This window comes from Psychromonas marina (assembly GCF_030161115.1).
GTDB lineage: Bacteria > Pseudomonadota > Gammaproteobacteria > Enterobacterales > Psychromonadaceae > Psychromonas > Psychromonas marina.
In genome coordinates this window covers 20,193-44,535 of the sequence record NZ_BSPQ01000030.1, presented here as the reverse complement: position 1 = coordinate 44,535, position 24,343 = coordinate 20,193, and the positions used below count along the sequence as shown (strand labels likewise).

At 39.3% G+C, this 24,343-nt stretch carries 20 protein-coding genes; 7 read left to right on the top strand and 13 right to left on the bottom strand.

From position 1 onward, the window contains the following. Positions 1 to 86: 86 nt before the first annotated feature. Both QQK09_RS19185 and QQK09_RS19180 read right to left on the bottom strand, forming a co-directional pair. Positions 87 to 2,237 (bottom strand): heparinase II/III domain-containing protein, encoded by a 2,151-nt coding sequence (locus tag QQK09_RS19185; RefSeq protein WP_284205848.1) that lies wholly within the window; start codon positions 2,235 to 2,237, stop codon positions 87 to 89. Between the two features lie 3 nt (positions 2,238 to 2,240). Next, complete coding sequence (locus tag QQK09_RS19180; protein WP_284205847.1) at positions 2,241 to 4,376, bottom strand: heparinase II/III domain-containing protein; 2,136 nt, start codon at positions 4,374 to 4,376, stop codon at positions 2,241 to 2,243. Between the two features lie 412 nt (positions 4,377 to 4,788). Between QQK09_RS19180 and QQK09_RS19175 the strand changes: the two genes are divergently transcribed. The 7 genes from QQK09_RS19175 to QQK09_RS19145 all read left to right on the top strand — a co-directional run bounded on the left by QQK09_RS19175 (position 4,789) and on the right by QQK09_RS19145 (position 12,682). Further along, positions 4,789 to 6,549: a sodium:solute symporter family transporter gene (locus tag QQK09_RS19175; RefSeq protein WP_284205846.1), complete on the top strand. Its 1,761-nt coding sequence runs from the start codon at positions 4,789 to 4,791 to the stop codon at positions 6,547 to 6,549. Between the two features lie 289 nt (positions 6,550 to 6,838). Further along, positions 6,839 to 7,768, top strand: coding sequence for a 2-dehydro-3-deoxygluconokinase (kdgK, locus tag QQK09_RS19170; RefSeq protein ID WP_284205845.1), 930 nt, complete (start codon positions 6,839 to 6,841; stop codon positions 7,766 to 7,768). A 24-nt stretch (positions 7,769 to 7,792) separates the two neighbouring features. Then, complete coding sequence (locus QQK09_RS19165; protein ID WP_284205843.1) at positions 7,793 to 8,416, top strand: bifunctional 4-hydroxy-2-oxoglutarate aldolase/2-dehydro-3-deoxy-phosphogluconate aldolase; 624 nt, start codon at positions 7,793 to 7,795, stop codon at positions 8,414 to 8,416. A 643-nt stretch (positions 8,417 to 9,059) separates the two neighbouring features. Beyond that, a complete protein-coding gene (locus tag QQK09_RS19160; protein WP_284205857.1) occupies positions 9,060 to 10,463 on the top strand; it encodes a PTS mannitol transporter subunit IICBA in 1,404 nt (467 codons plus the stop codon). Between the two features lie 11 nt (positions 10,464 to 10,474). Continuing rightward, complete coding sequence (locus tag QQK09_RS19155) at positions 10,475 to 10,879, top strand: PTS sugar transporter subunit IIA (RefSeq protein ID WP_348532723.1); 405 nt, start codon at positions 10,475 to 10,477, stop codon at positions 10,877 to 10,879. Positions 10,880 to 10,954: 75 nt separating this feature from the next. After that, a complete protein-coding gene (locus tag QQK09_RS19150) occupies positions 10,955 to 12,097 on the top strand; it encodes a mannitol-1-phosphate 5-dehydrogenase (protein ID WP_284205841.1) in 1,143 nt (380 codons plus the stop codon). Positions 12,098 to 12,145: 48 nt separating this feature from the next. Continuing rightward, on the top strand, positions 12,146 to 12,682 hold the full coding sequence (locus QQK09_RS19145; protein WP_284205839.1) for an MltR family transcriptional regulator: 537 nt from the start codon (positions 12,146 to 12,148) through the stop codon (positions 12,680 to 12,682). A 173-nt stretch (positions 12,683 to 12,855) separates the two neighbouring features. Here the strand turns inward: QQK09_RS19145 and hslU are convergent, their stop codons facing one another. The 11 genes from hslU to lptM all read right to left on the bottom strand — a co-directional run bounded on the left by hslU (position 12,856) and on the right by lptM (position 24,284). Then, positions 12,856 to 14,196, bottom strand: coding sequence for an ATP-dependent protease ATPase subunit HslU (hslU, locus tag QQK09_RS19140; protein ID WP_284205838.1), 1,341 nt, complete (start codon positions 14,194 to 14,196; stop codon positions 12,856 to 12,858). A 9-nt stretch (positions 14,197 to 14,205) separates the two neighbouring features. Then, complete coding sequence (hslV, locus tag QQK09_RS19135) at positions 14,206 to 14,757, bottom strand: ATP-dependent protease subunit HslV (RefSeq protein WP_284205836.1); 552 nt, start codon at positions 14,755 to 14,757, stop codon at positions 14,206 to 14,208. A gap of 144 nt (positions 14,758 to 14,901) precedes the next feature. Continuing rightward, positions 14,902 to 15,438, bottom strand: a complete 537-nt coding sequence (locus QQK09_RS19130; protein ID WP_284205834.1) for an SPOR domain-containing protein — start codon at positions 15,436 to 15,438, stop codon at positions 14,902 to 14,904. 2 nt (positions 15,439 to 15,440) lie between these two features. Then, entirely contained in the window at positions 15,441 to 17,189 is a 1,749-nt protein-coding gene (argS, locus tag QQK09_RS19125; protein ID WP_284205832.1) for an arginine--tRNA ligase, read from the bottom strand. A gap of 264 nt (positions 17,190 to 17,453) precedes the next feature. Further along, on the bottom strand, positions 17,454 to 17,909 hold the full coding sequence (locus QQK09_RS19120; protein WP_284205830.1) for a hypothetical protein: 456 nt from the start codon (positions 17,907 to 17,909) through the stop codon (positions 17,454 to 17,456). 145 nt (positions 17,910 to 18,054) lie between these two features. Next, positions 18,055 to 20,226 carry a DNA helicase II gene (uvrD, locus tag QQK09_RS19115; protein WP_284205828.1) on the bottom strand — a complete coding sequence of 724 codons (2,172 nt, stop codon included), beginning with the start codon at positions 20,224 to 20,226 and terminating at the stop codon, positions 18,055 to 18,057. Between the two features lie 16 nt (positions 20,227 to 20,242). After that, positions 20,243 to 20,956 carry an HAD-IA family hydrolase gene (locus QQK09_RS19110; protein ID WP_284205826.1) on the bottom strand — a complete coding sequence of 238 codons (714 nt, stop codon included), beginning with the start codon at positions 20,954 to 20,956 and terminating at the stop codon, positions 20,243 to 20,245. Continuing rightward, positions 20,956 to 21,858 (bottom strand): tyrosine recombinase XerC, encoded by a 903-nt coding sequence (gene xerC, locus QQK09_RS19105; RefSeq protein WP_284205825.1) that lies wholly within the window; start codon positions 21,856 to 21,858, stop codon positions 20,956 to 20,958. Before xerC ends, QQK09_RS19110 begins: the two co-directional genes overlap by 1 nt. A gap of 45 nt (positions 21,859 to 21,903) precedes the next feature. Beyond that, on the bottom strand, positions 21,904 to 22,731 hold the full coding sequence (gene dapF / locus QQK09_RS19100; RefSeq protein WP_284205823.1) for a diaminopimelate epimerase: 828 nt from the start codon (positions 22,729 to 22,731) through the stop codon (positions 21,904 to 21,906). A 27-nt stretch (positions 22,732 to 22,758) separates the two neighbouring features. Then, entirely contained in the window at positions 22,759 to 24,021 is a 1,263-nt protein-coding gene (gene lysA / locus QQK09_RS19095) for a diaminopimelate decarboxylase (protein WP_284205821.1), read from the bottom strand. A gap of 89 nt (positions 24,022 to 24,110) precedes the next feature. After that, a complete protein-coding gene (gene lptM, locus QQK09_RS19090; protein WP_284205819.1) occupies positions 24,111 to 24,284 on the bottom strand; it encodes an LPS translocon maturation chaperone LptM in 174 nt (57 codons plus the stop codon). Between the last annotated feature and the right edge of the window lie 59 nt (positions 24,285 to 24,343).

Here is a 24,343-nt window from a genome sequence, read left to right as displayed (position 1 = left end):
ATAAAAAAGGCGAGTAAAATATTTTACTCGCCTTTTTCTTATTTAATATTTATTGCTATTAGTCACAGATAAATATCTGTCGGTGATTACTCAAATATTGCGACAGCACCTGTCCAACTAATCACTTTACCATCTACGGTTATGTTATTTTCTGTCGTTTCAGCGACATCAACAACGTTTGAAACGCATACTTGTACCTGTTTACCAGATACTAGGTTAAGCGAGACGATAGAAGCACTGTCGTCAGAGTGTAATACAGTAACTGAATCAACTTGACCACGTGCATCTAAACTTGCTTCAACAGCTTCGTTAAAGTAACCGTGTGTTTCGTAAACATTTGCAAATAGGTGGTTAGCACCTTGCTGACGTAGAATAAACATTGGCTCACTACGTAGGTTGAAGTCAGGATCGTTTGCACCAGTTCGTGCGAAGATAAATTCACTGTTTTCGTTCGCGCTACTGATTAATGTGTAGTAGCTATCACCCATCAACCAAGTTGTTAGTGAAGAGTTTTCAACTTTACCTTGGCCAACATTCCATAAATGCTGGTAACCATGATCATCGCCCACTGTTGATAAGCTGTTATGACCTTGGTATTCAAAGTTAGTACGTACGATTTGACCGGTGTAATGTACAGGGTAATCGTAGCTGTGCTGTTCTTCACTGATCATGCGGAATAGATCCACGATAACTGGTTTTTCAATACCCGCTAATTCAACCATTAACACAGTACGTTGCTGATCGATACCTGGGTAGTAATCACGTGCGAATGCGCTCATACCTTGTAGTTTGCTATCATCTAGTAGAGTGAAATGTTTTTCCCCATTGTGCACTTGAGCAATCGCTGTCACACCTTGGTTTTGGCTGATTTGATCAACGACCACTGTGTTATGTGCAATGGTTTGTTTACAGTAAGTTTTATTTTCTGGAATGTATCGACCACCAAATTTAGGCTCGATATTTACCCAACGACCATAACCGTAATCGTGTGTGAACTCTTGATTATTGTTAAATAGGCTTAAGTGCAAACCATCAAAGTGACCGTGATCTAACGCTGAGTGAAGTTTCGCGTCACTGCCGTGTTGACCATACCAAAGTAGTGCCATGCTATCATCTGATTTAGCGTCACGGTGACGTAGTATAGTAACACCACCACATTCGCCTGCAGAACCATCGGTTAGGCTTAGGCTGCCCCAGCTAAAGTTTGCTACATCAGCATTGTTTTCTAATGTATTAGATAATGTCGCGCCAGTGTTATGAACCCAAACTTTGCCTTGGTGTTTAGCCATTGCTAATAATGTTTCATTTTGCTCGTAGCGATCGAAACAGATATTAGTGGCTAATAGAATACCAAGATCTTTAATGTCCATGGTACGTGATGAGTCATTCAATGCAGGCAATGTACCGTTCGGGAATGCCGTAGACATTACCGCGTATGCCGTTGTTTTAATCACTTCATCTTTTAACTGGTAGATACCGATTTCAGGTTGACGACGTTCAATCGTTTCTGCAAATAGGAAGATTGGACGTAACGAGAAACGGTGATAGTACGGACCTTCCATGTAGTAGCCGTCAGGTGAGAAAAGCTGTGTTAGTTGTGCAATAAATCCGCCAGAAACACTGTCACCTTTTAGGCCGTAGATTGCTTTGTCTACCGTTGCTTGATCATTGATTGCGTAAGCACAGATACCCGCACTCGCGACTGACCATAAGCCGTGGTTATGGATAATATCGAAGTTCTCAGCATAGGTTTCAACGAACATTTCGAGCATTACTTTGAAAAGATCGTTTTCAATTAACTGCTGTTGATCTTCAGTTAGCTCATGGCGAATACAAGAGTAAGCGCACGATGAGTATAACATCCACATATTTTCATTCAGTGTTTGATGAAATAGGCGACCTGGTTTATTTGAATCGCGGCTAATGTTTAGCTCACGGTGCTTATAAACTTTTGCGTATTCAACTAACATCGTTGTTGCATAGTCTAGGTAGCGTTTATCTTCTGTAATAAGGTATAAACGACCCGCTAAATCCAAATGGATGTAATTTTGTTTATGGCGATTATGTTCGTAACCGCCAGCTTCACCGTGTCCAGGAATTTCAATACCGATTGGCATATAAGCTTCAAGTGCTTCAATCTCTTCAGCAATAGAAAGACCGATTAGAGAATCAGTACCTACGTATTGACCTAATTCAGCAGCTTGTTCATAGCTAATTAATAATGGTTGATAACTCATGTTTTAAGACCTTTTAGTTGTAACGGCCAGAAATCCCTGCCAGCTGTATGATTGATTATTAAGTTCTACTGTTGTCTGGCTTTCTTCTGTCGCGTTAGGGTCATTATTTACCATTACGGTTAATACAAATCCTTCGCCAACAATTTCAATAACAGATGCATTGTCATTAAAACCAACGATGTTTATTTGTTGCACTTTACCGCGTGCATCAAGGCTAGCTTCAACAGATTCGTTAAAGTAACCGTGTGTTTCGATGATATTGGCAAATAAGCTATTTTTAGCTTCTCTGCGCAATACTAAGCTAGTTTCGCTACGTAGGTTGAATGATGGGTCATTTGCGCCTGTACGTGTACAGAATAATGTATCATCCGCTGAAGATGCACTTAACCATGTGTAATAGCTTTCACCCTGTAACCAACTAACTAATGTTGTTTCCTGTGCAGGACCTTGGGCAACATTCCATAAATGTTGATAACCAAAGTCATCACCTAAGGTATTAAGTGTCTTATGCTGCTCTAATTGAACGTTAGTACGTACAATTTGACCTTGGTATTGTAATGCGTAATCGTATTGATGAGTTTCTTCGCTACTTAAACGGAATAGATCCACTAAAAGTGGTTGTGCAAATAGCTCATTTTCAATTAATACTAATGAACGTTGCTGAGTCACACCCGGGAAAAAGTCATAAGTGTAAGCACTCATTGCTTGTGTTTTACCGCTACCAATAAAGAAGTGCGGTACACCGTGCTTACTATCAGCAGTTTCAACATCAAAGTTGTTTTGACAACCGCCATCAACAGTCACTAGGTTATGAGCAATGGTTTGACGTGCGTAAGATTTGTTTTCATCAAGGTAACGTCCACCAAATTTAGGCTCAACATTAACCCAACGACCAAAACCGTAATCACGTAAGACTTCTTGGTTATTATTAAAGTAAGTCATACCCAATGTATCAAAGTGCCCATGGCCCATGCCGTGCTGACCATAAGCCATCACTAATTGGCTAATTTTGCCATCTTGATTTTGCATGCGGATAAAGCCTTGTGCGCCTTTATCGCCATTAGGACCTTCATTTAATTCAACGCTTGGTAAACAAGGTAATTCAACAGATGTTTGTGCTTCATAAGCTTGAGAAAGTGCAACGCCACAACCGCTTACCCAAATTTGGTTTTGTATTTTTGCAATGCCAAAAAGGTTGCTGTCTTCAGGGTAGTGTTTTGCATATAAGCTGACCGCAATAACAACGCCTTCATCTTTAATATCCATGCTTTTTGAAGCATCATTTAAAGAAGGGAAAACGCCATTTGGATAAGCTGTTGATAATAATGATTGAATTGTGTTGCCTATGACTTGATCTTTAAAGTTAAAGATATCAACTTCAGGGCGGAAGCGTTGTGTCAGCTCTGCTAATAAACAAAGAGGGCGTATTGCGTAACGGTGGTAATAAGGACCTTCGATGTAATAACCAGAAGGTGCAAATAGGTTACTTAGTTGCGCTAAGAAGCCACCTTGAATATCATCACCTGCTAAACCATGTAGTGCTAGATCGATATATTTCTCTTGTCCAATCGCTGCGCCACATGCCGCTGTTGCTGCTACTGCCCAAACACCGTGGTTATGAATGCGATCAAAATCGAAATGGTATTTTACGGTTGCCACTTCAAGCATCGGTTCAAATAAGCGCTCAATGATGTGTTGACGTTTTTCATCAGATAACCAGTGACTAATACAACTGTAACCAAGACTCGCATAAAGTAACCACACATGTTCATTTAACATCTGGTGGAAAAGACGACCAGGAGGATTAGTATTGCGCTGTACTTGGAAACCAAGCGCTAAATATTTATCTGCATATTGCGTTAATAGGTCTGCTGCATATTGTGCATATTTTTCATCGCCAGTAATAAGAAACAAGCGACCCGCTTGGTCAATATATTTATAATTTGATTGATGTTTATTGTGTGCATAACCGCCTGCTGGGCTATGTCCTGGTACATCAATAGGTAATGCAATGTAGTTGTCGGTATCAGTAATTAATGCATCGAGACTTAACCCCATTAAGCTTTTTTCGCCCAGCTCCTTTTGAATGTCTTCTATCTCTTGTTGGTTCATAAGAACTGAGTTTAACTTGGAAAGCATAATGACCTCTATAAAGTTTACAATGTGGCTATAAAGTAATACAAATAAGCCAAAAAATCATCTTAATTTTTGAAATCTGGCTATAAGTGTCATTATTTATTGACCTATATTAGTTATTTTATCAGCAATTATTGCAGGTCTTTTGTTCGTTTACAGTTATTTTAGCCCTTAAGCTTGGAGTGTTTTCTTCTTTAGTTACTGATTTTAAAGAAAAATCAGTATTTATAAATTATAAGTATGAAGCAGGTTAGCGATTAAGATGTTGATTTTTAAAGGGTAAATTCTATTTTTATGTAAAGTATGATCTATATCACACATCATGTTGTTTTGTATTACAAATGATCTCAGGTATTATACACTTTTCTAATTATTTTAATTCGCAAGCACGGAAGCAAAGCTATAAAGGTCCAGTATGAATATAGATATAGTTGTTGTACTCGCCTATTTCGGTTTTTTAATCGCAATAGGTTGGTTGTTCCGCTCGTTTAGCACCTCTACGAGTGATTACTTCCGTGGAGGCGGTAAGATGTTATGGTGGATGGTAGGTGCTACTGCCTTCATGACTCAATTTTCAGCGTGGACATTTACCGGTGCGGCAGGTAAAGCTTTCACTGATGGTTTCACCGTTGTTATCTTATTCTTAGCCAATGCATTTGGTTATTTCATGAACTGGGCATATTTTGCGCCTAAGTTTAGACAGTTACGTGTAGTAACTGCAATTGAAGCGATCCAAAAACGATTTGGTCGTACTTCTGAGCAGTTCTTTACGTGGGGTAGTATGCCTGACAGCATCATCTCGGCGGGTATCTGGCTAAATGGTCTTGCAATTTTTGTTGCTGCTGTATTTAACATTCCAATGGAAACAACGATTATTGCGACTGGTTTAGTATTGCTAGTGATGTCAGTAACCGGTGGGTCTTGGGCTGTTGTTGCGTCTGATTTCGTTCAAATGCTCGTTATTATGGCTGTTACAATTACTTGTGCTATCGCTGCTTACTTCCACGGTGGTGGTCTGATCAATATCGTAGATAATTTCCAAGGTAACTTCATGATGGGAAGTGACCTTAACTACGTGAGTATCTTTATTCTTTGGATTGTTTTCATTATGGTGAAGCAGTTCGGTGTAATGAACAACAGCATTAATGCTTACCGTTACCTATGTGCTAAAGACAGTGAAAATGCACGTAAAGCAGCAGGTCTTGCTACGATTCTAATGATTGTTGGTCCTGTTATCTGGTTCTTACCACCTTGGTACGTGAATGGGTTTATTACTGATCCCGCTCTTGTAGAGCAATTAAACACAAATGCCGACACTGCCTATTTAATCTTTGTACAGCAAGTAATGCCTTCAGGTATGGTTGGCCTATTGATGGCTGCAATGTTTGCAGCAACCATGTCTTCAATGGATTCAGGCTTAAACCGTAACGCAGGTATCTTTATCCGTAACTTCTATTCACCTGTTATTCGTAAAGAACAAGCAAGTGAAAAAGAATTAATGTTGGCAAGCCGTCTCGCAACTGTTGCGATGGGGATTATCATCATTGCGATTGGTTTATTCATTAACTCGCTAAAACACTTAAGCTTATTTGATATCGTTTTAAACGTAGGCGCACTAATCGGCTTCCCTATGTTAATTCCTGTATTACTAGGTATGTGGGTGCGCAATACACCAGATTGGTCTGGTTGGGCAACATTACTTGTTGGTGGTGTGGTTTCTTATGCATTTGGTATTGCGTTAACTGCAGACGATGTTCAAAACTTCTTTAGCCTAGACACTGCATTAAGTGCACGTGAATGGGGCGACTTGAAAGTAGGTATTAGTTTAGCTGCACATGTTGTTATTACTGGTGGTTTCTTCCTGGGTACTTACTTCTTCTTTAAACCTCGAAGTGAAGAGCGTGAAGCTGAAGTTGAAGAGTTATTCCGTGATTGGGATACTCCGGTTCTTTCTGAAGGTGAAGAGCAGCAAGACCTAGATACAAAACAACGTTCTATTTTAGGTAAACTAATTTGTACGGCAGGTTTCGGTATTATCGTTATGGCGTTGATTCCAAATGAAGCATGGGGTCGAGGAATGTTTGTTCTATGTGGAAGCATGGTATTAGTAACGGGTATTCTGTTACTGCAAGCTGCACGCAAACCAGCAGTGATAAAGTCTGAAACAGAAGCTTAATTTGGCTTAGTCTTTAGATGATTTGTTAGTGGGGAGCTTGCTCCTCACTACTCAATTATGGCGCTATATAATAATTGAATTACTGTTGAGTCAACCACAATTGAGTTGCTCAAATAGCAGATAAGCACTCTAAAATTGATACGTTGATTGATGTGTAAAAGACGCAACAAAAGATAACCATATTATTAAGCACAATTTTTTCTATGGCCAAAAAACCGAATAAATAGAATGAATTTGCACTTAAAAAAGCAATTAGTGTTGCTGACTTTTTATAAAATAGGGGTAAATAATGACTGACCTAAATATCGCTTTAATTGGCGAGTGCATGATTGAATTATTGCATGAAGGAGATAACTTCCGCCAAGGTTTTGGTGGTGATACGTTAAACACTGCCGTATATTTATCACGCTTAACTGCGGGGAAAGGTGTTAATGTTAGTTATGTGACTGCATTAGGCCAAGATAAAATCAGTCAAGAAATGATTGATAATTGGAATGCTGAAGGCATAAACACGCAATTTGTACAACGCTCTGCGACGAAACAACCTGGTCTATACATGGTTGAAACTGATGAAACGGGTGAGCGTAGCTTTATTTACTGGCGCAACGATGCTGCAGCTAAATTCTGGCTTGAAACTGCGAGCGAAGAGTTAATTGATCAACTAGTAGCACAAGATGCTATCTACTTATCAGGTATTAGCGTAGCGATTTTATCCCCAGCGAGCCGTGAAAAACTTTATGATCTATTAGGTCGCTGTAAAGCAGCGGGTGGCAAGGTTTATTTCGACAATAACTACCGTCCTAAGCTATGGAACTCTGCTGAAGAAGCTGCTGAAAGCTTCAAACGCATCTTATCTGTAACCAATACTGGTCTATTAACATTTGATGATGAACAAGCTTTATTTGGCGATGTTGAGTTAGAAGAATGTCTTACTCGTACACGTGATCTAGGTGTTGAAGAAATCGTAATTAAACGTGGTGGCGGTGAGTGTATGATCGTTACTGCTGATGAAACTATCAGTGTGCCAGCAACTAAAGTTGCTAATGTCGTTGATACAACGGCTGCTGGCGATTCATTTGCTGCGGGTTACATGGCAAAACGTGTATTAGGCGAAACCAGTGAAGTTTCTGCTAAAAAAGGGCATCAGCTAGCTGGTACTGTTATTCAGCATAAAGGCGCGTTAATTGACGCACAATTTACTGCACCATTTGTAGATTAATTTTTAAAATTATTAGGATGTAAAATGACAACATTAAATGAAAAATTACAGTCACTTAAAGTGATCCCTGTTATTGCTATTAAAAACGCTGAAGATGCTGTGCCACTAGGTAAAGTATTAGTAGAAAATGGCATGCCATGTGCTGAAATCACTTTCCGTACACCAGCTGCTGCTCAAGCAATCAAAAACATGCGTGCTGCTTTCCCTGAGATGTTAATTGGTGCTGGTACTGTACTAACTAGCGCAACAGTTGACGAAGCAATTGACGCTGGTGTTGATTTCGTCGTTAGCCCTGGTTTTAACCCAACAACGGTTAGATACTGTCTACAACGCAACATGCCTATCATCCCTGGCGTAAACAACCCGTCTTTAGTTGAGCAAGCGATGGAAATGGGTTTAACTACCCTTAAATTCTTCCCTGCTGGCCCTTCTGGTGGTGTTTCAATGCTGAAATCACTAACAGCTGTTTACCCAGTAAGCTTCATGCCTACTGGTGGTGTTTCTCCAGCTAACATCAACGAGTACTTAGACATCGATGCTGTACTTGCATGTGGTGGTACTTGGATGGTCCCTGCTGATTTAATTGATAATCAAGAATGGGAAAAAATCGGCGTTCTAGTTAAAGAAGCCGTTGCTGCACTTGCATAATAATCTTTTGTAAGAGAAGCGTTTTTCTTCATAACTAAACCACCTAGCTTGTTTTCAAGTAGGTGGTTTTTTTTGTTCTTTTTTACAAGTGTACGTGATGTTTTCTTGCCCAGTAGGTGAGGAATAATACAAATATATTTTATAAAAAATAACCATTATGTAAGTGGGGCTGATTCAAGATCTATTTTAACTTGTGTAATAAAAAAACATCGCATCAAAACGACAAGAGTTTACAGTGTGATATATGTCACTGGAAATATTGAAATTGGATATTGACTCAATATTAAGTGTGACGGGCCTCTCTTTTTCGTTGTGTTGGTGTGATTTATTTTTGTGATGAATGTCTCTTTTTTGTTGGTTTGAAGCTGAGGATTATACAATTGTTGTAAAATTACAGTTCATTTAAGTGATGTAGATCACTGCTAGGCTTGCTTTCTGGTTGTTTTTTATACTGCAGATCACAGAAAACCCCACTCTATTTCATATTTCAGATTGTGTGCTAAATTAATTGTGTCTAAAGCAATTAGCGGTTTTGGCGAACCGTTTAACTAACATTATTGAATATTACACGGAGTGGGGAAAGGATATGATATCATCAGAATCGAAGATTAAGGTACAAAATTTTGGTAGATTTTTGTCAAATATGGTTATGCCAAACATTGGGGCATTTATTGCGTGGGGTTTTATAACCGCACTATTTATCCCAACAGGTTGGATTCCTAACGAAGGGTTATCGCAATTAGTTGGCCCCATGATTAAATACCTGCTGCCATTATTAATTGGTTTTACAGGTGGTAAATTAATCGGCGGTGATCGAGGTGGTGTTGTTGGTGCTATCACGACGATGGGTGTTATCGTTGGTACCGAGATTCCGATGTTCATGGGCGCAATGATGGTTGGTCCATTAGGCGGCTGGGCAATCAAAAAATTTGATGCTGCTGTTCACGGTAAAGTGAAAAGTGGTTTTGAGATGTTAGTAAATAACTTCTCTGCCGGTATTATCGGTATGATTTTAGCTATCCTTTCATACTACTTCATTGGTCCTTTTGTAAATGCACTATCTGAAGGCCTTGCATTTGGTGTTAATAGTTTAGTTGAAGCTGGATTATTGCCTCTCACATCTATCTTTGTTGAACCTGCTAAAATTCTTTTCTTAAATAACGCAATCAACCACGGTATTTTCTCTCCTTTAGGTATTCAGCAATCGTCTGAAGTTGGTCAGTCAATTTTCTTCTTAATTGAAGCAAATCCTGGTCCTGGTTTAGGTTTATTACTTGCATACATGGTATTTGGTAAAGGTACTGCTAAGCAAACAGCTGGCGGCGCGACAATCATCCACTTCTTTGGTGGTATCCATGAGATTTACTTCCCATACGTATTAATGAATCCTCGTTTAATCCTTGCTGTCATTGCAGGTGGTGCGACAGGTGTATTCACACTAACTATGTTTAATGCTGGTCTTATCTCTCCTGCATCTCCTGGTTCTATTTTTGCTGTATTAATTATGACGCCAAAAGCTTCTTTAATTGGTGTATTACTATCAGTTGCGGCATCGGCATCAGTATCATTTATTGTTGCTTCTTTATTAATGAAAACGCAAAAAGATACAGGTGAAGATGAAGGCGACAAATTAGCTGAAGCTGCTAACCAAATGAAAGATCTTAAAAACACTAGCGCAGCTAAAGGTGGTGAGATCAATATGGCTGACGTCACTAATATTATCGTTGCTTGTGATGCTGGTATGGGGTCAAGTGCAATGGGTGCAAGCTTACTGGCTAAAAAAGTAAAATCAGCAGGTCTTAATATTAGCGTGACTAATTTAGCAATTAACAATTTACCTGGTGATGTTGATATTGTTATTACGCATAAAGATCTAACGCCACGTGCCATTAAACAGGTTGCACAAGCTAAGCATCTATCACTAACTAACTTCTTAGATAGTGCGCTTTATGATGGTCTTGTAGCGGAACTTGTTGCTGCACAAGGTGCATCAGCAGCAACGTCTTCACCTGTTGAAGAGACAAAAAAAAACCGGTCTTTGAATTAGCAGCCAAAAATATTCACTTAGGCTTAAAAGCAAATAACAAGCAGGAAGCGATTCAATTTGCGGGTGAGCAACTAGTAAAACTGGGTTATGCAGAGCCTGCTTATATACAAGGTATGTTTGACCGAGAAAAATTAGTAACAACTTATCTTGGTGAATCGATTGCAGTACCACACGGCACTATTGAAGCAAAAGAGAGTGTTATTAAGACAGGTATTGTTGTTTGCCAATACTCAGAAGGCGTATTGTTTGGTGATGATGAAGATGATATCGCTAAATTGGTTATCGGTATTGCTGCTAAAAATGATGAGCATATTAGCGTTATTACGACTATCACAAACGCATTGGATGATCCTGATGCTATTGAAGCGTTAATCAATAGTAAAGACGTTCAAAAAGTATTGAGCATATTAAGTTAAAAAAATAGAGCAATAAAAACGCTGGTTTTTACCAGCGTTTTTCGTTTAACGATAATTATTTAGAAGGAAAAAATCATGAAATCAGTTCATTTTGGCGCAGGTAATATAGGGCGCGGCTTTATTGGTAAATTATTAGCGGATGCTGGTATCGCTGTTACTTTTGCTGATGTTGATGAACAAGTCGTAAGTTTATTAAAAAGCTTGAATACTTATAATGTAAAAGTTGTTGGCTCTGAATGTAAAACAGAAGTTGTTTCTGGTGTAAGTGCAATTAACTCTACGAGCGATGAACTTGTAACTGTATTGAGTGAAACAGATTTAATTACCACAGCAGTTGGACCAAATGTATTAGTCATTATTGCAAAAACCATTGCACAAAGCTTAGCATTACGTTTTGATACAAAAAATGAAGCTGCATTGAATATCATTGCATGTGAAAATATGATCCGCGGAACCACTTTTCTTAAAAAAGAGGTTTATAAGCATTTAGATGAAAAATACCATGAGCAAACAGAACGCTTGGTTGGTTTTGTTGACTCAGCTGTTGATCGTATTGTACCTCCCTCTGAATCTAACGATCCGCTTGAAGTGACAGTGGAAAGCTTTAGTGAATGGATTGTTGATGAGCAGCAATTCAAAGGTGAAATTCCAGTTATTGATGGCATGCAAAAAACCGATAACTTAATGGCTTTTATTGAACGTAAATTGTTTACCCTTAACACCGGTCATATCATGACCGCTTATCTCGGTGCGCTAGTGGGTCATAAGACCGTGAAAGAGGCGATTGATGATGAAGCTATTTGTGCGCAGGTAAAACAAGCGATGCAAGAGAGTGGTGAGGTATTGATTAAGCGCTATGACTTTGATCGTGATTCACACAGTGCTTATATCGAAAAAATTATTGGTCGTTTTGCTAACCCTTACCTGCATGACGAGATCGATCGCGTTGGACGCCAACCAATTCGAAAACTTGGAGAAAATGATCGCTTAATCAAGCCATTATTGGGTACTATTGAGTATGGTATTGCTAATGATATGTTATTAAAAGGAATTGCCGCAGCATTTAAATATCAAAACAGCGATGATCCACAAGCAATTGAGTTGCAAACATCATTAGTGAGCATTGGCTTTATCGCAACACTTGCAAAATATACAGGTTTAGCGCCAGAAAGTGATGAGGCGATAAAAATTGAAAAATTATATTTAGCGATGGACTAAAAATATAGCGGGGCTTAGTTCCCCGCATCACTTAACTCTGCAGAGCTTATGTCAAACAAACTACAAGAAAATGAAATACTAGAATATTTGAATGCGAGTTTAACCGTTCGTGGCTTTTTTATCTCCGCTGTTGATGTTTTTGAGCAAGTGATTCAAATCTTAATTGAGCGTGTTTTTCTAAAAAATGATTTTGCAGTTCAATCAGTGGTTGGACCTTTATTACAAAATTCTGGCCCCTTGGGTGAATTGTCTGTTCGGTTGAAGCTATTATTTGGTCTAGGAGTTGTTCCTCAGACTATTTATCACGATATAGAGGGGATGATAAAACTAAAGAGTTTGTTAAACAACGATAGTGCAGATTATACTTTTACTGACCCTGTTATTGTTAGTGCGATTCAGGACCTTCATATATCTAAAAAAATGAATATGCAGTCCTTTGAGTCAATTTCTGCAGCACAGGATGATATTGATTTAATTTTTTATCAAATGCAGGTAGATAGGCAGCAACAGGTCATTAAATCTTCATTAGCGCTGGCAATAATCTCGCTTTGTGAAGCGTTAGATAAAGAGAGTCCATTTTGGTAATTTGATGTTTATTGGTTAGGTCTGCATTTTATCAATAATAATATTTATTAAAAGTGTGCTTATATGCCGTTAGTGATTTACCTCGCTAGCGGCTTTTCTATTTATTAAGCTTATAAAAAAACGCTAACAAATTTCTTTGTTAGCGTTTTAAGCTAAAAGTCGTCGTTATTAAATTATAAAATGTAACGACTTAAATCTTCATTTTCTACCAATTCATCTAATGCGTTTGCCACATAAGCTTCATCAATAACGATAGAGTCACCGTGGCGATCTGACGCTTCATAGGATAGTTCATCCATAATGCGTTCCATTAATGTATGCAAACGACGAGCACCAATGTTTTCAGTCGTTTCATTAACATGCCATGCTGATTTAGCAATTTTATCGATACCACCTTGAGTGAATTCAATGCTTACACCTTCGGTTGCTAATAGCGCTTGGTACTGCTCGCTAAGCGATGCTTTCGGTTCCGTTAGGATACGTGCTAAGTCTTCCTCTTTAAGCGCTTCTAGCTCTACACGAATCGGCATACGACCTTGTAACTCTGGAATCATGTCAGAAGGTTTTGCGATTTGGAATGCACCTGAACCGATAAATAACATGTGATCAGTTTTAACCATACCGTGTTTAGTGCTTACCGTAGAACCTTCAATTAAAGGTAGTAAGTCACGTTGTACGCCTTCACGAGAAACATCAGGGCCACTACTATCACCACGTTTACATATTTTATCTATCTCATCAATAAATACGATGCCGTTGTTTTCTGCGGCAAAAATAGCACGCTCTTTTAGGTCTTCTTGATTAACAAGACTCGCAGCTTCTGATTCGATAATTGCTTTTAACGCATCTTTGATTTTCATTTTGCGTTTGCTGCTTTCATTTTTACCAGATAGGTTTTGGAACATACCCTGTAGCTGGTTGGTCATCTCTTCCATACCAGGAGGTGCCATGATCTCTACACCCATTTGTGGTGCAGGCACATCTACTTCAATCTCTTTATCGTCCAGTTTGCCTTCACGTAGTTTTTTACGGAATGATTGACGTGCAGCGCCTTCTTCAACCGTATCGCCGCTTGTATCCCACTCACTTGTTGTTTTAGCCGGTGGAATTAAGATATCTAAAATTTTGTCTTCCGCTAAATCTTCAGCTTTAGCGGTTACTTTTTTCATCTCTTGTTCGCGAGTGATCTTAATAGATACATCAACGAGGTCACGAATGATTGTTTCAACTTCTTTACCGACATATCCTACTTCAGTAAATTTAGTTGCTTCAACTTTAATAAATGGTGCGTTCGCAAGTTTAGCAAGACGGCGTGCAATTTCTGTTTTACCAACACCCGTTGGACCGATCATGAGAATGTTTTTAGGGGTTACTTCTTGACGAATATCTTCGTTAAGTTGCATGCGGCGCCAGCGGTTACGCAATGCGATAGCAACGGCACGTTTAGCTTTGCTTTGACCAATGATATGACGGTCTAATTCGTGTTTTATCTGTTTTGGAGTCAAATCTGACATATTATTATCCTATTTATCGCTACTATCGTTAGTGAGATCAAAATCAATCACTTCAATAGTTTGGTTAGTATTGGTGAATACACAGATATTACCTGCGATAGTTAATGCTTTCTCTACGATTGTTTTCGCATCTAAATCAGTATTTTCTAATAATGCAGTTGCTGCTGATTGTGCAAAGTTACCACCTGAGCCGATGGCGATAAGGTCATTCTCTGGACGAACCACATCACCGTTACCAGTGATAATGTAAGAGTGATTTTTATCCGCAACAGCTAATAGTGCTTCTAATTTGCGTAACATTTTGTCGGTACGCCAGTCTTTAGCAAGCTCAACGGCTGCGCGCTCTAAGTTACCTTGATGTGCTTGTAATTTAGCTTCAAAACGTTCTAATAACGTGAATGCATCTGCTGTACCGCCTGCAAAACCTGCGATAACCTGATTGTTATATAAACGATGCACCTTACGTGCATTACCTTTCATGACTGTATTTCCGAGAGAAACTTGACCGTCACCACCCACAACCACTTGGTTGCCACGGCGAACTGAAACAATAGTTGTCATTTTAATTACCTGTTCATTGAAGTGTATTTAATAGATATAGGGGAGATCGTAGGAATTTCAAGGGGGGATAAAATAGAAAAGGATAAATATTTATTTATCCTTTTCTATAGTTGTTATTAATCAATGGTTAATGTTGTTTAATAATCATCGCCAATACCAAACTTGGCAGCCATTAATTTTTGCGCGTTGCAGTTTATGTCGATCTTTCTCTGCTAATCGCTTTCTTTCATAGGGACCTAAAATAACGCGATACCAGGATCCCGTTTTTTTCACCGTACTATTTAACCCTTGAAAAGCGATACGTGCTTTTAGTGATTCAGCATCATTCTGTTGCCTAAAAGAGCCACATTGCATCTGGTAAGGACGTGTATTCTTTTCGACCTCTGGAATCTCAACAATCACCTCTTTACTTGGCAGTGATTTTTCATACTGCCATTTAGGCTGAGGTTTCTCTGGTAGTGATTCCTCTTTTTTAATGGTCTGTTTTTTCACGGTCTCTACAATAGGCGCAGGCTTATCTACTGCAAAGATGAAATAGCCAATGAAAGTTGAAAGCATGATCGCAATGCCAACAGCTAAAAAAGGGAAACCCTGCTTGCCTTTTTTGTTTGGGCGTTTAGGCGCACTGCGCCTAGTTTTTTTAGCTGGAGCGCTCTTTTTACGTCTGTTAGGTGGCGCCATGTTTACATACGCTCTAGGGTGTTAATACCTAATAGTGATAAGCCCTGTTTTAATGTTTTAGCTGTTAATGCCGCTAGTTTTAAACGACTCTGTTTTTGTGCTTCACTTTCAGCTGCTAAAATAGGACATGCTTCGTAAAAACTTGAAAATAGGCCCGCTAATTCAAATAGGTAAGCACATAGGAAGTGTGGCATACCTTGTTTTGCTACTTGGTTAATAATCTCTTCAAGTTGCAACAATTTGTTAGCAAGGTCTTTCTCTTTTTCTTCTGTAAAAGTAACATCAGCAGTGATGCTATCCATCTCAATACCTGCTTTGTTAAAGATGCTTGCTACACGTGTGTAAGCATATAGAAGATAAGGTGCTGTGTTACCTTCAAAACTTAACATGCTATCGAAGCTGAATGTGTAGTCACTTGTACGATTTTTAGAAAGGTCGGCGTATTTTACTGAAGCGATACCTACAACAGAAGATATATGGCGCAACTCGTCCTCTGGCATATCTTGGTTTTTCTCTTTTACTAACTCATAAGCGCGCTCTTCAGCTTCAACTAATAGGTCAGCTAGTTTTGGAGTTGAACCGGCACGGGTTTTAAATGGTTTACCATCTTCTCCCATTACCGTACCAAATGCCATGTGCTCAAATGTTGTTTCAGGTTTGATGTAGTTAGCAATGCGTGCTACTTCAAATACTTGCTGGAAGTGTAAACCTTGACGTGCATCTACGAAGTACATTGCACGATCTGCATTTAACACTGATTGACGGTAGCGAATTGCTGCTAAATCTGATGTCGCGTATAGGTAGCCGCCATCTTTTTTCTGGATGATAACAGGGAGTGGTTCACCCTCTTTGTTTTTGAAGTTTTCTAAGAAGACACATTTTGCGCCTTGGCTATCTTGTAGTAACCCTTTTTCATCAAGATCACTGACCACTACAGATAAATCTTTATCGTAAGCACTTTCGCCGCGGATATCTTTTAGACTTAAGCTTACGCCAAGTTGGTCATAGGCTTCTTGGCAGTGAGAGATACTGATTTCTCTAAATTCTTCCCACAAACGAATACATTCTGGTTCGCTGCTTTGTAGCTCAACAACGAGTTGACGTGCACGGTTTGCAAAATCTTCTGATTCATCAAAACGCCCTTTTGCGGCACGGTAAAAAACTTCTAAATCAGATAAGTTTTTTGAAACTTCAAGGTTTTTCGCACGTAACTCTTCCATGTAAGCCAGTAACATACCAAATTGTGTTCCCCAATCACCGACGTGATTTTGGCGAATAACGTTTTGCCCTTGGAATTCTAAAGTACGTGTTACCGCATCACCAATAATGGTTGAGCGTAAGTGACCAACATGCATCTCTTTTGCAAGGTTAGGAGAAGAGTAATCCATCACAATATTTTGCGGATTTTTAACCGCTTCAATATTTAAGCGGCTATCTGCATAAGCGGCATCAATCTGCTTTTCAAGGTAGTTTGGATTAATAAAAAAGTTAATAAAACCAGGACCGGCGATCTCTGTTTTAATAATTAGATCTGACTCCGGTAAGTTACTAACAATTAACTCTGCCAATGCACGAGGATTTTGTTTTGCTGGTTTTGCTAGCATTAATGCAAGGTTATTAGCAAAATCACCGTGTGATTTGTCTTTAGTTCGGTCAATGGAAATACGTGGCTGGATATCTTCAGGAACGATTTGCTGTTTTTTAAGGGAAACAATCGCTTGTTCAAGTTGTTGCTGGATAAATGCTTTCATAGATAACTCACCAATTGATACGTACTAATAATAAAGAATGAATTCTACAATTTATCGACATGGAAAACTAGAGGGGATAGGAACCGCTATTGGTTATTTTATGTACTTTTTACTTTTGGACTAAATAAATGCTAACCATTAGCCTATGCGCTGTTTATTTAAAGCGCGGCATTATTTTTATAAATGCCTATGTATGTTTGTTGCGCTTTTAAATAAACATTATTAATTTAAAATTATTTTAGCGACTGCATTGAATATTTACGATTACATAAATTCAAATTCATTGCTTGCTATAACCACTTGATGCAATGTTTTTTGCTCTTGGTTACTTAAATTTTCTAAGGCAAGTTCCGCTTCAACGGTGGGGGAGTTATAAGCTGCGTTTTGCATTAGCTCTATCAATTGCATATCCAAATCCATTGCGATCGCCACCACATCTTCAATGGCTAAATCTGGCTGTATTTTTAATTGTTGGCATTTCATCGGAAAGCTTTGATCAAATATATTATCTAACCAGGTTTCTAATAAACTAGTAGGCGCTTGTTGTGCATAATCATGTAGGTGAAGGTATGATAATTGCTCTTTATTGCGCATAAAATCGAGTAGTAGTCTTACTTTAGGATCGGTAGCTTCGAGGCTTAATCGTAGATAAAGCTCGGCAAGTGCCTTATGGCACTCTTCAATGTAGGTAAAGAATTCTTTAATCGGTTTAAAACGCATTGTAGACTCCTTGGGGATCATTTTCCTTCTCCAAGCATAGTTACCTTTTGTTGTTTTTTGTATAAATAACCAACAGAATAGTTGCGTTTTGTGTTGTCATGCTCCTATTAAGAGCATGCTTCGAATACTATCAGGTAGTTAGCTGTTATATCGCTTCTAGCCTTGCGTAAGCTGTCATTAACCATTTGCTACCCACGTCAGAAAAATGCACTTGTAGACGACTATTTTCACCACTTCCTTCCTGCGCGATGATAGTACCTTCACCAAATTTAACGTGTTTTACTTGTTGTCCTAATTTAAACCCTTGCACATCTTGGCTTTCACCATTAAAAACGGGGGCTTTAATCGAGGCGGGTTGCATACGCTTAACCTGTGCTTGTTTGCGTACAAAGTGAATATCTTTTTCTGGTAGCTCGGCGATAAAACGTGACGCCGAATGAAACTTTTCTTGGCCGTATAAACGACGACTTTCAGCGTGACAAATAGTTAATTTTTGCATCGCACGTGTCATGCCGACGTAACAAAGACGACGCTCTTCTGCGAGGCGAGTTTCATCTTCAGTAGAGCGTTGCCCAGGGAACATTCCCTCCTCAACACCGACCATAAATACTTGTGAAAACTCTAAGCCTTTCGCTGAGTGCATGGTCATCAATTGCACTGCATCTTCAAACTCATCAGCTTGATTATCGCCAGACTCGAGTGCGGCATAAGCTAAAAAGGCGGTCAGTTCATCCATCTCTTGCTCTTCTTCTGGAATCACAAATCCTTTCGTCGCAGAAACAAGCTCTTGTAAGTTTTCAATGCGACTACGTGATTTTTCACCTTTTTCCGCTTCAAACATCGCTTTTAAGCCTGAATGGTTAATGATGTGATCCACCATTTGGAAAAGCGGAAGTTCAGAAGTTTCACTTTTAAAGCGGCTAACTAATTCGATAAAGCCACTCAATGAGCTACGAGCTCCTGCACTTAACTGTTTTTCTTCAATTAAGAAAACACTGGCTTGCCACATGGTATAACCTTGCTCACGTGCGCATAGACGAATTTTATCAAGGGTGGTATTACCGATTTTTCTTTTGGGTTTATTAACGATACGCTCAAAAGCAGCATCATCTTGATGATTATTCATTAAGCGCAGGTAAGCGATACTGTCTTTGATCTCTAAACGATCGAAGAAGCGTTGACCGCCATAGATATGATAAGGCAGTTGGTTCGCCATAAACTGCTCTTCAAAGAGACGAGATTGGGCATTACTACGGTATAAGATAGCGCAATCACAAAGCTTATTACCTTCTCGCTCCCATGCTTGAATTTGCGAGGTGACGTAGCGTGTTTCGTCGTAATCGTTAAACGCGCTGTAAATAGCGATCGGTTCGCCATCTTCACCACTGGTCCATAACTCTTTGCCTAAGCGATCGCTATTGTTTTGAATCAACTTGTTTGAGGCATTCAGAATATGTCCGGTCGAACGATAGTTCTGTTCTAATCTAATTGTCACCGGGTTAGTTTTTTCTTTTAAGAAGCGTTGAATGTTTTCAACGTCAGCACCACGCCAACCGTAGATAGATTGGTCATCATCACCAACAATCGTCAGGTAGTTATCACGGTCGGTAAGTAGATTTAGCCATGCATATTGTAGTTTGTTAGTATCTTGAAATTCGTCTACTAAAACATGCTTAAAACGATCTTGGTAATGGTGCAACAGTGCCGCATTATTAAGTAGTAACTCATGCGCACGCAGTAGTAACTCTGCAAAATCGACCAATCCCGCTAACTGACACGCTTCTTCATAGGCTTGGTAAACCTGCAGGCGTTGCTTATCTTGCAGGCTATAACCCGCATCGATATGTTTGGCGCGTAAACCTTCATCTTTTTTATCGTTGATATACCACTGCATGTCTTTTGCAGGATAATATTTTTCATCAAGATTCAGGCTTTTGATTATACGTTTAACCATTTTCTGTTGGTCATCACTGTCGATAATCTGAAATTGCTCAGGTAGGTTAGCTTCTTGATAATGTAAGCGTAATAAACGATGCGCGATACCATGGAAGGTACCGATCCACATTCCGCCGATTTGGAAAGGGCAGATGTCGGTGATTCGACCGCGCATCTCTTTAGCTGCTTTATTAGTAAACGTTACCGCTAAAATACCGTAAGTTGGAATTTTCTCTACTTGCATAAGCCATGCGATGCGATGGGTTAATACACGTGTTTTACCACTACCCGCGCCAGCTAATACCAACATATTTTGCTCTGGTGCTGAAACTGCTGCGCGTTGAAAATCGTTTAAGCCATCGATTAAGTAGGAAACGTCCATAAAAAAGCCTGTTTATTTATTCAGTGATTAGTGAGTATAGAGTATTAATATGGTTGATTTCAACCGTTGGTAATAATCGTGCACCAGTGAGTGGTTGATTGTGTTCATTTAACCAAACTGCTTGTGCGCCGCTGTTTTGTGCACCAAAGACATCACTGATGAGATGATCACCAATGTGCAGAATATCACTGACCTTGATATCAAGTCGATCCGCAGCTTCGACGAAAAGATCATGATGTGGTTTGGCTTTAAAAGGGGCGCCAGCTTTAAGAATAAATTGAAATTTATTTTCGAGGCCGACCTGTTTTTCATCGACATTACCGTTAGTAATTGCGATCACTGGATAATGTTCTGCTAGTTTTTCTAATAAGGTTAAGCTTTCTGCTGGCACGGTAAAATTGCTGCGTAAACGTAAAAATTCTGCGAAAGCGATCGGTGCATATTCAATCGCTTTGTATTCTGCAATGCCAAAAATGGTCATGATTTTCTTTAATATTGCTATTCGCCATAATGAAACATCGTTCACTAACTCAGGTGACTCATTAACTACATGGTTTTTATATAAACCCCATTGATGCGCAGTTAACTCGCTTAGTTCTGAGTAGGTTTTATTCAGATAAACAATAAAATCAGCTTCTGCCTTTTTGATGATCGGGTGGTTGTCGTATAGGGTATCATCAAGGTCAAAGCTGATCGCTTTAAAAGGTTTTAATGGTCTGTAAAATTTCATTATTTCTTCCGTTTAGAGCGGGGGTGGGCTTTGTCATACACCTCGGCAAGATGTTGAAAGTCTAGATGTGTATAGACCTGTGTAGTCGACAGATCAGCATGTCCTAATAGGGTTTGTACTGCACGTAAGTTGCCACTAGATTCTAACATATGTGTTGCAAAAGAGTGACGCAGCTTATGTGGGTTAAGGTGGCTTTGTAGGTTTTGTTGCAAGCCCCATTTCTCCATGCGAGCTTGTACGCTGCGTACTGAAATACGTCTTTTGAGTTTTGAGGTAAACAGAGCTGTCTCACCTGGTTCGCAAAAGTCAGGGCGGACTTTTAACCATGCTTGAATCGTTAATACAGCTTTTTTAGTAATCGGTAATAGGCGTTGTTTACTACCTTTACCTAAAACCATTAACTCTTTTTCGCGTAGCTTGAGATCTTTTAAATTAATGCCAACCAATTCGCTTAGACGTAAACCAGAAGAGTACATTAACTCCATCATCGCTTGATCGCGCAGACTAAGTGGGTCTTCTTCTCCATCCATATCAAGTAGTTGAAAAACTTCATCAACAGAGATGTTTTTAGGCAATGGTTGATCAAGTTTTGGTGCGGCGACCCCTTTGGCAGGATTAAAAGTGAGCACTTCATTTTGAACTAAATATTCTAAAAATGAGCGTAATGCAGAAAGTTTAGTGGCGATGGAGCGTGCTTTTATGCCATTTTGATTAAGTTGTTTTACCATTAAACGCACATGGTCACTTTCTAAATCATTCCATTCTATTACCTGCTTTTCAGGTAATAGTTTGATGAACTCTGCTAAATTCCGTTGGTAATTTTTAATGGTGACCGGGCTTAAACCACGTTGGCTAGCTAGGTGGTTTAAGTATTTATCAATAGGAATTTGTAATGCTTTCATAGGGGGAGCTATAAAGACAGATAGGGGGACCCATCTGTCTCCTTATTAAATTTGAATTTGTCCATCAAAAACAAATTCAGCCGCACCGGTCATACGTACATTTTGACCCGCTTGCCAGAAAAACTTAAGTTTTCCGCCTGGCAGCTCGATAGTGCAATGAGTATCAAGATTGCCCTGTATCTGACCAACGACGGCTGCAGCACAAGCACCGGTACCACAAGCTAGTGTTTCGCCTACACCGCGCTCCCAAACGCGTAATTTTGCAAAGTCACGACTAATAACTTGTAAAAATCCTACGTTAACTTTATTTGGAAAACGTTCATGGTTTTCTAATAATGGGCCTAGTGTTTCAACGGGAGCTGTTTCAATATCATCAACCATGACCACACAATGTGGGTTACCCATTGATACCGTGCCACATAATACGGTGTGATCTTCTACACGTAGTATGTACGTTTTTTCCTCTTTTTGTGCTTCAAAGGGAATTTTTGCAGGCTCTAAAATAGGTTTACCCATATCAACGGTGATATTACCGTCTTGCTCTATTTTAAGCTGGATTTTACCCTTCGCCGTACTCACGTTAATCACACGCTTTTGAGTTAATCCTTTGAGTTTCACAAAGCGTGCAAAACAGCGAGCACCGTTACCGCATTGTTCAACTTCACTGCCATCAGCATTAAAAATACGATAATGGAAGTCAAGTTCTGGGTCGTAAGGCGCTTCAACCATTAATAGCTGATCAAAACCAATACCAAAATTACGATCCGCTAAACGGCGGATCGCATCTTTAGAGAGAAAAACATTCTGCGTAACGTTATCAATAACCATAAAGTCATTGCCTAAGCCGTGCATTTTTGAAAACTGGATGTTCATTTTATTATTTTATTTCCATCTATTTTTCTACGGTAAAACGTGTTCGCCAGCCCATAAAGTACGGTGCTCTTCACGCTCACGTACGATAAATGCTTTTTCGCCATCCACCATTACTTCTGCAGGACGACAACGAGAGTTGTAATTAGAACTCATTGTAGCACCATAAGCCCCGGCGCTTCTTACAGCAAGGTAATCACCTTCAGCGAGAGATAATTGACGGTCCTTGCCTAAGAAATCACCTGTTTCACAAATAGGGCCTACAATATCGTAGTTACGTAAAGGGCGTTGATCCGACTCAGTAAAGGTATTATTGAGTGGAATAATATTTTGCCAAGCGCTATATAAAGCTGGGCGAATCAGGTCATTCATTGCGGCATCTACAATCGCAAAGCTTTTATGGTCGTTAATTTTTAAAAATTCGACTTTAGTCACCAGGATACCTGCATTTGCCATGATCGCACGGCCAGGTTCAAAGAGAAGCTTGAGTTTACGATCACCCATTCTGTCAATCACTGCGCTCATATATTCTTTTGGTTCAGGTGGAGTTTCTGCATCGTAAGGCACACCTAGGCCACCACCTAGGTCAAGGTGACTAATGCTAATCCCTTGCGCTTCAAGTTGGTCGATGAGGACTAATAATTTATCTAACGCTTCTATAAAAGGAGCAACTTCAGTGATTTGTGAGCCAATATGACAATCTACACCTTTCACTTCCAGAAACTCAAGGTCGTTGGCTAGATGATAAACGGTAGATGCTTGCTCAATCTCAATACCAAACTTATTTTCTTTTAGACCTGTAGAAATATAAGGATGTGTACCTGCGTCAATATTCGGGTTGATACGAATCGAAATCGGCGCTTTCATGTTTAAGCTGCCAGCGACTTCGTTAATACGGTAAAGTTCAGAGATAGATTCGATATTAAAACAGTAAATACCAGCTTGTAGTGCGGTCGAAATTTCAACCTCGGTTTTACCTACACCAGAGAAAACGACTTTTTTAGGATCACCGCCCGCTTGGATAACGCGCAGTAATTCGCCCACGGAAACGATATCAAAACCAGAGCCTAAACGTGCCATCAGGTTTAATACACCCAAATTAGAGTTAGCTTTTACGGCATAACAGATAAGATGAGGGTGAGCGCCTGCTGCCTCATTAAATCCTTTCCAATGACGTTCAATCGTTGCACGAGAGTAGATATAAGCCGGTGTGCCAGATTTTGCAACAACGTCTTCGATAGCAAGTCCTTCTACAAAAAGACGTCCATCATTTTGGTAATTAAAGTGATCCAATTTCAAATCCTTTTTATTTTCTTGAATTTATAAAAAATAGAGAGTGAATTATGTAATAGTGAATAAAGAACTACAAACTGCGTTGTGAACTATTTACCTTCTGTCGTCTCTTTATTTTGCTCTGTGAGCTCATTTTCAGATGTCACTGGTTGTTTTTCTGTTTTTGGGGTTTCTGGTGCTTTATATAGTGGCCCTTTCATCCCACAACCAGCTAATAAGCTTGAAAAAAGCACGGGTATTAATAATAAATTCAGCTTTTTCATCGCTTATCCTAGTTAAATATAGTTAAATAATTTTAGCCCTCTATAATCGCACTTCATTG